At 59.1% G+C, this 9,599-nt stretch carries 7 protein-coding genes; 6 read left to right on the top strand and 1 reads right to left on the bottom strand.

Features of this window, described 5'->3' with window-relative positions:
- A partial coding sequence (locus BMY54_RS20315; RefSeq protein ID WP_139213423.1) for a helix-turn-helix domain-containing protein occupies positions 1-569 on the bottom strand: 569 nt, incomplete at its 3' end.
- A 337-nt stretch (positions 570-906) separates the two neighbouring features.
- On the opposite strand from BMY54_RS20315, the gene yaaA reads away from it, so the two are divergent.
- From yaaA to BMY54_RS20285, 6 genes are all read left to right on the top strand, one after another.
- Positions 907-1,686 (top strand): peroxide stress protein YaaA, encoded by a 780-nt coding sequence (gene yaaA, locus BMY54_RS20310; RefSeq protein WP_093436290.1) that lies wholly within the window; start codon positions 907-909, stop codon positions 1,684-1,686.
- A gap of 809 nt (positions 1,687-2,495) precedes the next feature.
- Positions 2,496-3,812 (top strand): nucleotide sugar dehydrogenase, encoded by a 1,317-nt coding sequence (locus BMY54_RS20305; RefSeq protein WP_093436285.1) that lies wholly within the window; start codon positions 2,496-2,498, stop codon positions 3,810-3,812.
- A gap of 87 nt (positions 3,813-3,899) precedes the next feature.
- Positions 3,900-5,381 carry a mannuronan synthase gene (alg8, locus tag BMY54_RS20300; RefSeq protein ID WP_161986611.1) on the top strand — a complete coding sequence of 494 codons (1,482 nt, stop codon included), beginning with the start codon at positions 3,900-3,902 and terminating at the stop codon, positions 5,379-5,381.
- Positions 5,382-5,416: 35 nt separating this feature from the next.
- Entirely contained in the window at positions 5,417-6,586 is a 1,170-nt protein-coding gene (locus tag BMY54_RS20295; protein WP_093436280.1) for an alginate biosynthesis protein Alg44, read from the top strand.
- Between the two features lie 9 nt (positions 6,587-6,595).
- Positions 6,596-8,107, top strand: a complete 1,512-nt coding sequence (gene algK / locus BMY54_RS20290; protein WP_371914451.1) for an alginate biosynthesis TPR repeat lipoprotein AlgK — start codon at positions 6,596-6,598, stop codon at positions 8,105-8,107.
- Positions 8,104-9,585 (top strand): alginate export family protein, encoded by a 1,482-nt coding sequence (locus tag BMY54_RS20285; RefSeq protein WP_093436271.1) that lies wholly within the window; start codon positions 8,104-8,106, stop codon positions 9,583-9,585. The genes algK and BMY54_RS20285 overlap by 4 nt, the downstream gene beginning before the upstream one ends.
- Positions 9,586-9,599: the final 14 nt, after the last annotated feature.

The following is a 9,599-nucleotide window of genomic DNA, read 5'->3' as shown; positions in this document are numbered from 1 at the left end:
GTCGGCGCTCCGTGCGTACTGGGCAAAGCGCGACAGACGAATAAAAAGCGGCTCATCTGATCGGTAATGGTCAGCGGATAGCACCAATTACCGTCCTGCATTTTGAACTGCCCTTTGTAATCAGCACACCAAGTCTGGTTGGGCGCGTCGACCGGACGCAAATGTGTTGGAGCACGGGGACGCGGGGGATAGGGCCGTCGCGCCACCACCAAACCAGCTTTCTTCAACCACTCCCCGGCGGTACTCGCCGCCGGCCATTGGATATGCGGATCGGAATCGCGCAGGCGACCAATGATCTGCTTGGGTCCCCGATCGGGATTTTCATTTTTCTTGGTCAGCAGCGTGGCAATGATTTCGTCGGCCGTTTGATGAGGACAGTTCAACGGCTTGCGCGATAGCTCTTTCAAGCCATCTACGCCCAACGCTGCATACCGTTCCAGCCACTTGTCGATGGTTGGACGGCTGACGCCGTAGCGCCGGCTTAATTGGCTCTTGGTATAGCTGCCGCTGAGCCAGTCACTGACTAACTTCACTCGTTGATCCATTGGGGACTCTTGATTCCAGGGCATGGTCAGCACCTCCTGACCATGATTAATACCTGTAAACCATGTCCCCGGTCTCAAACGTAAAGGATGTACCCGGTCTTTACCCACCCCAGCCCTCTCCCGGGGGGAGAGGGAGCCGATCTTCATGTTTTCAAACCTGAGTTCGACTGGATATCTCAGGTCGATGTATTACTCGAGAACAACACGGTCGGTCCCCTCTCCCCCTGGGAGAGGGTTAGGGTGAGGGAAAAATCCACCAACCGTCGCAAATGCCCCTGCTAACCCCGACCTATAACCCCCATAGCTGGAGTCAAATCGGACAACCCCCTAGAATCGCCCCACGATTAAAGGAGACGACTTCATGCTGATGGTGATTTCCCCCGCCAAGACCCTCGATTACGAAACACCGCCGGCGACCCAGCGCTTCACTCAGCCGCAATACCTCGACCATTCCCAGGAACTGATCCAGCAACTGCGCGACCTGACGCCTGCGCAGATCAGCGAACTGATGCACGTGTCCGACAAAATCGGTGGGCTCAACGCCGCGCGCTTCGGCAGCTGGACGCCTGCCTTCACCCCGGAAAACGCCAAACAGGCACTGCTCGCGTTCAAGGGCGACGTCTACACCGGTCTCGACGCCCAGTCCTTCAGCGAAACCGATTTCGATTACGCGCAAAAACACCTGCGCATGCTCTCCGGTCTCTACGGGCTGCTGCGCCCGCTCGACCTGATGCAACCCTATCGTCTGGAAATGGGCACCAAACTGGCCAACGCCCGTGGCAAAGACCTGTACGCCTTCTGGGGTACGCGCATCAGCGAATGGCTCAACGAAGCGCTGACCGATCAGGGCGACGACGTGCTGCTCAACCTCGCCTCCAATGAATACTTTTCGGCGGTGAAACGCACAGCCCTGAACGCGCGGATCATCAACACCGAGTTCAAGGACCAGAAGAACGGTCAGTACAAGATCATCAGCTTCTACGCGAAAAAAGCCCGGGGCCTGATGAGCCGTTTCGTGATCCAGGAAAAGATCAACGATCCGGCCCAGCTCAAACAGTTCGATGTGCAGGGTTATCGCTACAGCGTCGAACAGTCGAAACCCGACAATCTGGTGTTTTTGCGCGACCACGCCCCGGAATAAAGCATGCCCAATGCACGACTCTTTGTATAAAGAGTCGTGCAGCTCGCACGATGTCAAAAAACCCTCGCACCATTTCGCCATTTTAATGGCGCCAGAAAAACCTCCCTGTCTTTTCTAAGATTAGTTTCACTCGACACTGATCATTTTTTTCAGTAGTGGCACCTAACTTTTTTCAGCGTAGTGGCACAAAACTATCTAACGTGATTTTTCGCCTGTTATTAAAGGTCGAAAACGAAAGTGCTATCAAATTGAGACCAGTGCCATCTCTGACAATATTTCAAGAAATTTCAGATTTCGCGATGAGCGGACAGGAACTTCGTCCGAATGCATAGCTCATACCACCGGTAACGATTCTCGCCGAGTTTGTACGAGATAACTTACGCAGAGCAGATAGCCATGTAACCAAGTTGTCACAGCAACTTGCCTAGATGACTAACTAGTCTCAAAACAGACGATGGACAGGAGATACGCACCATTTATATCCCCTACAAAGGCCATGGCCGCGCCCTAATAAACGTGCTCGCCTGAGCACCCAATCGCTTGATTTACGGGACTTTCATCCTGACATCGAGCGCGCAAGACGATTGCACAAGAGTCTTCTCCAAAGAGGATCGGCTGCATAACAGGGCAAGTCATAACAACAAGGCCTGGTTGCGCACATCTTGAGTGCACTTATTTAGACACTCGAAACTTAGTATGCCTGCACACGGCATTGTGGCGCCTGTGTGCCGCACTTTCGAGTGCACTAATGAACGCTGAACACCATTAACTCCGGCCTCTAAGGCCTGATATATACAGAGGTAATTGCGATGCGCATCAGCATATTTGGTTTGGGTTACGTTGGCGCAGTATGTGCCGGTTGCCTGTCTGCACGGGGCCATGACGTAGTTGGCGTCGATGTTGCCAAAGACAAGATCGACATGATCAACGCCGGCAAGTCGCCGATTGTTGAACCCGGCCTGGGCGAACTTCTGCAACAGGGTATCCAGACCGGTCGTCTGCGTGGCACGACCAACTTCGCCGAGGCGATTCGCGACACCGACCTGTCGATGATCTGCGTGGGTACGCCGAGCAAAAAGAACGGCGACCTGGAACTGAACTACATCGAAGCGGTATGCCGCGAGATCGGTTTTGTCCTGCGTGAAAAAGCCACCCGCCACACCATCGTCGTGCGCAGCACCGTGCTGCCGGGCACCGTGGCCAACGTGGTGATCCCGATTCTCGAAGACTGCTCGGGCAAGAAGGCCGGTGTCGACTTCGGCGTTGCGGTCAACCCGGAATTCCTGCGTGAATCCACCGCCATTGCCGACTACGACCTGCCACCGATGACCGTCATCGGCGAGTTCGACAAGGCCTCGGGCGACGTTCTGCAATCGCTGTACGAAGAACTCGACGCACCGATCATCCGCAAGGACATCGCCGTTGCCGAGATGATCAAGTACACCTGCAACGTCTGGCACGCGACCAAAGTGACCTTCGCCAACGAGATCGGCAACATCGCCAAAGCAGTCGGCGTCGATGGCCGTGAAGTGATGGAAGTGGTCTGCCAGGACAAGACCCTCAACCTGTCCCAGTACTACATGCGCCCGGGCTTCGCCTTCGGCGGTTCGTGCCTGCCGAAAGACGTGCGCGCCCTGACCTATCGCGCCGGTTCGCTGGACGTCGAGGCGCCGCTGCTCAACTCGCTGATGCGCAGCAACGAATCGCAAGTGCAGAACGCCTTCGACATCGTCGAAAGCCACGACAAACGCAAAGTCGCCCTGCTCGGTCTGAGCTTCAAAGCCGGCACCGATGACCTGCGCGAAAGCCCGCTGGTGGAACTGGCCGAGATGCTGATCGGCAAGGGTTACGACCTGAGCATCTACGACAGCAACGTCGAGTACGCCCGTGTTCACGGCGCGAACAAGGACTACATCGAGTCGAAGATCCCGCACGTGTCGTCCCTGCTCAACGCGGACTTCGATTCGGTGATCGATAACTCCGACGTGATCATCCTCGGCAACCGCGACGAGAAGTTCCGCCCGTTGGCCCAGCAAGCGCCGCACGGCAAACAGGTCATCGACCTGGTCGGCTTCATGGCCAAAGCCACCGACGCCGGTACGCGCACCGAGGGTATCTGCTGGTAATGCAGACCTAAGCGACAAGCTTCGAGCTGCAGTACTTGCAGCTCGAAGCTTGCAGCTTGAAGCCTCCCTTACCTTCGGATGACGCTGATGAGCAAGCTCAAACATTTTTTTCTGCAATCAGCCGGCTGGCTTTTTTATCTCAGTCTGCTGATGGGCCTGGCCTTGATGCTGCCCACGTCCACATTCGACTCCGAGTCGAAGGACTTCATTTTCCTGATTGGCGCCGTGGGTATCTGGCGCTACTCGATGGGTGCAACGCATTTTGTGCGCGGCATGATTTTTCTCTACATCGTTTACCCGCACCTGCGTCGCAAAGTACGCAAGCTGGGTAAGGCGGCGGACCCGTCGCATGTGTTCCTGATGGTTACCAGTTTCCGGATCGACGCGCTGACCACGGCGCAGGTCTACAGCTCGGTGATCCGCGAAGCCATCGACTGCGAACTGCCGACCACCGTGGTCTGCTCGATCGTGGAAATGTCCGATGAGCTGCTGGTCAAGGCGCTGTGGGCGCGAATGAATCCGCCAGACCGCGTGAAGCTCGACTTCGTGCGCATTCCCGGTACCGGCAAACGTGATGGCCTGGCCTATGGTTTCCGCGCGATTTCCCGCCACTTGCCGGACGACCGCGCCGTGGTGGCCGTGATCGATGGCGACACCGTGCTCGGCGAAGGCACCGTGCGCAAGACCGTGCCGTGGTTCCAGCTGTTCGGTAACGTCGGCGGCCTGACCACCAACGAGTTCTGCGAAGTGCGCGGCGGCTACATCATGAGCGAATGGCACAAGCTGCGTTTCGCCCAGCGCCACATCAACATGTGCTCGATGGCCCTGTCCAAGCGCGTGCTGACCATGACCGGTCGTATGTCGGTGTTTCGCGCCACCGTGGTGACCAACCCGGAATTCATCGCCGACGTGGAAAGCGACTCGCTGCAACACTGGCGTCTAGGCCGCTTCAAGTTTTTGACCGGCGACGACAAGTCGAGCTGGTTCAGCTTGATGCGCCTCGGTTACGACACCTTCTACGTGCCTGACGCGGCGATCAACACCGTTGAACACCCACCGGAAAAGAGCTTCATCAAAGCCAGCCGCAAACTGATGTTCCGCTGGTACGGCAACAACCTGCGCCAGAACTCGCGAGCGCTGGGCCTGGGTGTGAAACGTCTCGGCGCGTTCACCTCGGTGGTGCTGTTCGACCAACGCGTGTCGATGTGGACCTCCTTGCTTGGCCTGACCGTGGCGATGATCGCCAGCTTCAAGTACGGCACCGCGTTCATCCTGGTTTACCTGCTGTGGATCGGCATCACCCGCCTGATCCTGACGTTGCTGTTGTCGTGTTCCGGTCACCGCATCGGCCCGGCTTACCCAGCGATTCTGTATTACAACCAGATCGTCGGTGCGCTGGTGAAGATCTACGTGTTCTTCCGCCTCGACCAACAATCCTGGACTCGCCAACCCACATCCCTGACCCGTGATCTCGCCAGCTTTCAACGTTGGTTCAACACCTGGTCGTCTCGGACCATGACCTTCTCCGCCGGCAGCATTTTCGTCGCCGTGCTGCTGATGATGGTCTGACCCGCCCCTATTGAATTAACAAGGAAATCGCCCCTATGAATACCGCCGTCAACGCCAACGTAGTGCATGAATCCGAAGCCCAGCGCCAACACGCCCGCGTGAAAATCCCGGCCAAACTGCGCTTCTTCGGTCCTGACCGGACGCCGGTCGAAGCGCGGGTCATCGACCTGTCTGCCGGTGGTCTGGCGTTCAACGCCGGGCAACTGCCGCTGACCATTGGCCAGGTGTACAAGGCGCGTCTGCAATTCGTCATCGACAACCTCGGCATCGCCATGGACGTTGAATTGCAGGTGCGCTCCTTCGACCGCCAGACCGGCCGCGCCGGCTGCCAGTTCCAGAATCTGGAACCGCAGGATATTTCTACCCTGCGCCACTTGATCACCTCGCACCTGGCCGGCGACATCGTCAGCATCGGCGAAGTGCTGGCGACCCTGCAGCGCGACAACTTCACCAAGGCACGCAAGGTCAAGGACGGCGGCTCCGGCATGACCCCGTTCGGGCGCCTGAAAGCAGTGACGTTCAGCGCCGGCATCTTCGCCGTTGGCCTGGTCGCGGCGGGTTTCATTTTCAAATCGGTGTACAGCATGTACTTCGTCAGCCACGCGCAGGCCGGTCTGGTCAGCGTACCGGGGATGAACATCACCATGCCGCGCGACGGCACCGTGCAGAGCCTGGTCAAGTCCGACGGCGTTGCAGCGAAAGGCGCGCCACTGGCGACCTTCAGCACCAGCATGCTCGATGTGCTCAAGGGTCATCTGGAAGAAGATCAACTGTCCCCGGCCAAGGTTGAAGAACTGTTCGGCAAGCAAATGACCGGCACCCTGACCTCGCCATGCGATTGCACCGTGGCCCAGCAACTGGTGGCTGACGGGCAATACGCCAGCAAAGGCGATGTGATCTTCCAACTGGTGCCGCGCAATACCCAGGCCACCGTTGATGCGCGCTTCTCCTATCGCCAGTTCGGCGACGTGCGTCCGGGCACCCCGGTGAGCTTCCAGATCGCCGGCGAAGACAAGACCCGCACCGGCAAGATCGTCAGCAGCACCAGCCTGAAAAGCGCCGACCTGTCCTCCGACATCCGCGTGCAGATCCAGCCTGACGAGCCGCTCGACAGCAGCTTGGCCGGCCGCCCGGTGGAAGTGAACAGCGACCGTGGCCCGAACCTGAACTGGCTGATCGACAAAGCCATGGCTGCCGGTCTTTAAGTCGAGGATATGCCTGTGACTACTCCACCCATCTCAAGCACACCACAAACCCTGTGGGAGCGAGCTTGCTCGCGAATGCATTCTGACATTCAGCCTCAGTGCCGACTGACACACCGCTTTCGCGAGCAAGCTCGCTCCCACATGGGTTCAGTGTGCGCATTGGCTTTGGCAGTCAGTCTCGCCGGTTGTGCCGGCCTGCCCGATCAGCGTCTGGCCAACGAAGCGCTCAAGCGTGGCGACACCGCCACCGCCGCGCAGAATTATCAGCAACTGGCCGATCTCGGTTACAGCGAGGCGCAAGTCGGTCTCGCTGATATCCAGGTCGACAGCCGCGATCCTGCGCAAATGAAACAGGCCGAAGCGACTTACCGCGCCGCCGCCAGTGTTTCGCCGCGTGCTCAGGCGCGTCTCGGCCGTTTGCTGGTGGCCAAGCCGGGTTCCACCGAAGCCGAGCACCACGAAGCCGAAAGCCTGCTGAAAAAAGCCGCCGCCAATGGCGAAGGCAACACGTTGATCCCGCTGGCGATGCTGTACCTGCAATACCCGCACAGCTTCCCCAACATCAACGCCCAGCAGCAGATCGATCAGTGGCGCAAATCCGGCTACCCGGAAGCCGGTCTGGCGCAGGTGCTGCTGTATCGCACTCAGGGCACCTACGACCAGCACCTGGATGACGTGGAAAAGATCTGCAAAGCCGCGCTCAACACCACCGACATCTGCTACGTCGAACTGGCCACGGTCTATCAGAAACGTGCCCAGCCAGAGCAACAGGCCGAGCTGATCAAGCAGATGCAGGCCGGTTACAGCCGTGGCACCGTCACCGCGCAGCGCGTCGATTCCGTGGCCCGTGTATTGGCCGATTCGACCCTCGGCAAGATTGACGAGAAAACCGCGCAGTCGTTGCTTGAGCCGATCGCTCCGGGTTACCCGGCGTCGTGGGTGACCCTCGCACAACTGCTCTACGACTACCCGGAACTGGGCGACGTCGATCAGATGATGAAATACCTCGACAACGGCCGCGCCGCCGACCAGCCACGCGCCGAGCTGTTGCTGGGCAAGCTCTACTACGAAGGCAAACTGGTCCCGGCCGACGCCAAAGTCGCCGAAGAACATTTCCAGAAAGCCGTCGGCCGCGAAGTCGCCGCCGACTACTACCTCGGCCAGATCTATCGCCGTGGCTACCTGGGCAAGGTCTATCCGCAGAAAGCCCTCGACCACCTGCTGACCGCTGCGCGCAACGGCCAGAACAGCGCCGACTTCGCCATCGCCCAGCTGTTTTCCCAAGGCAAAGGCACCAAGCCCGACCCGCTCAACGCCTACGTGTTCAGCCAATTGGCCAAAGCACAAAACACTCCGCAAGCCGATGAGCTGGCGACCACCCTCGCCGCGCAACTGCCGCCCGAGCGTCTGGCCGAAGCCCAACGTCTGCTGCAACAAGAGCAAGCCAGCCGTGGCGCTCTGAACCCGAACACGCTGCAACTGCACGCCCTGCAAGAAGAAGACGGCGAGGAAAAATTATGAAGTTGAATCCATTCGTGAAGGCCGGCATTGGCCTTTCGTTCGCGCTGATCTGGTCTTGCCCGACACTGGCAGCGATGACTGAAACCAAGAACTTCGGCCTCGAAGTGAAAGTCACCGGCCAGTCCGAAGACGACCGTGACCTCGGCACCGCCAAGGGCGGTGACGTCAACGGCGTCGGCCTCGACCTGCGTCCGTGGATCTACGGCGAAAGCGGCGCGTGGAGCGCCTACGCCATGGGCCAGGCCGTGACCTCGACCGACATCATCGAAACCGACACCCTGCAACAATCCGACGGTGAACAAGCCACCGACAACAGTGATCGCAAAACCAAGAAAAACTACCTGGCGATGCGCGAGTTCTGGGTCGGTTACAGCGGCCTCACCCCGTACCCGGGCGAGATGCTCAAGTTCGGTCGCCAGCGCCTGCGCAATGACGACGGCCAATGGCGCGACACCAACATCGAAGCGCTGAACTGGACCTTCGACACCACCCTGTTGCGCGCCAACGCCGGTGTCGCCGAACGCTTCAGCGAATACCGCACCGACCTCAAAGAGCTGGCGCCGAAAGACAAGGATCGCCTGCACGCCTACGCCGATGCCGCCTACCAGTGGACGCCGGGCAACTGGGTCGGCATTCGTGGTCACCACACCCACGATGACGGCAAACTCGATTACGCCGAGCCGGGCGTCCCGCGCGACTCGCTGGATAAAACCCAGAACGGTGACATCAGCTGGCTCGGCCTGACCGCCGACAGCGACGCCTACAACTGGCGCAACACCAACACCGTCAACTACTGGGGCAGCATCACCGGCATGAGCGGCGACCGCGATACGGTCAACGCCTTGAACGCCGATGGCTCGCGTCCGGCACAAGCCAAGCGCAGTGATGACGTCAACGGCTGGGCCACCGACATCGGCGTACGCCTGCGCCTCGATCCGCAATGGCAAGTCGGCGGTGCCTACGCCCGCGCCAGCGCCGATTACGAGCAGAACGGCCTGGAAAGCAACCGCTCCAACTACACCGGTACCCGCTCGCGGGTTCACCGTTTCGGTGAAGCGTTCCGTGGCGAAATGAACAACATGCAGACTGCGACCCTATTCGGTTCGTGGATGGTCAACGACGAGTACGACGCCAGCCTGATCTACCACAAGTTCTGGCGTGTCGACGGCAACAAACCGGTGGGCAGCAACGGCATCAACGCCGTAGAAAACAACACCGACGACGCCACCGGCGCGATCCTTTCCAGCACCTCGCTGCCGCTTGAAGACGGCAACAAGGATCTGGGTCAGGAGATGGACCTGGTCGTCACCAAGTACTTCAAGCAAGGCCTGTTGCCGGCGGCGTTGAGCCAGTCGATCGACGAGCCATCGGCCCTGGTGCGTTTCCGTGGCGGTGTGTTCAAACCGGGCGATGCCTACGGCAAGCAGGTTGATTCGTACATGCACCGCGCGTTCATCGACGTGATCTGGCGCTTCTGATGCAAACCGCCAAG

The sequence above is a fragment of the Pseudomonas sp. ok266 genome (assembly GCF_900110195.1).
Classification (GTDB): Bacteria; Pseudomonadota; Gammaproteobacteria; order Pseudomonadales; family Pseudomonadaceae; genus Aquipseudomonas; species Aquipseudomonas neuropathica.
The sequence above is the reverse complement of the archived record's forward strand: the minus strand, read 5'-3'. Positions and strand labels throughout refer to the sequence as shown.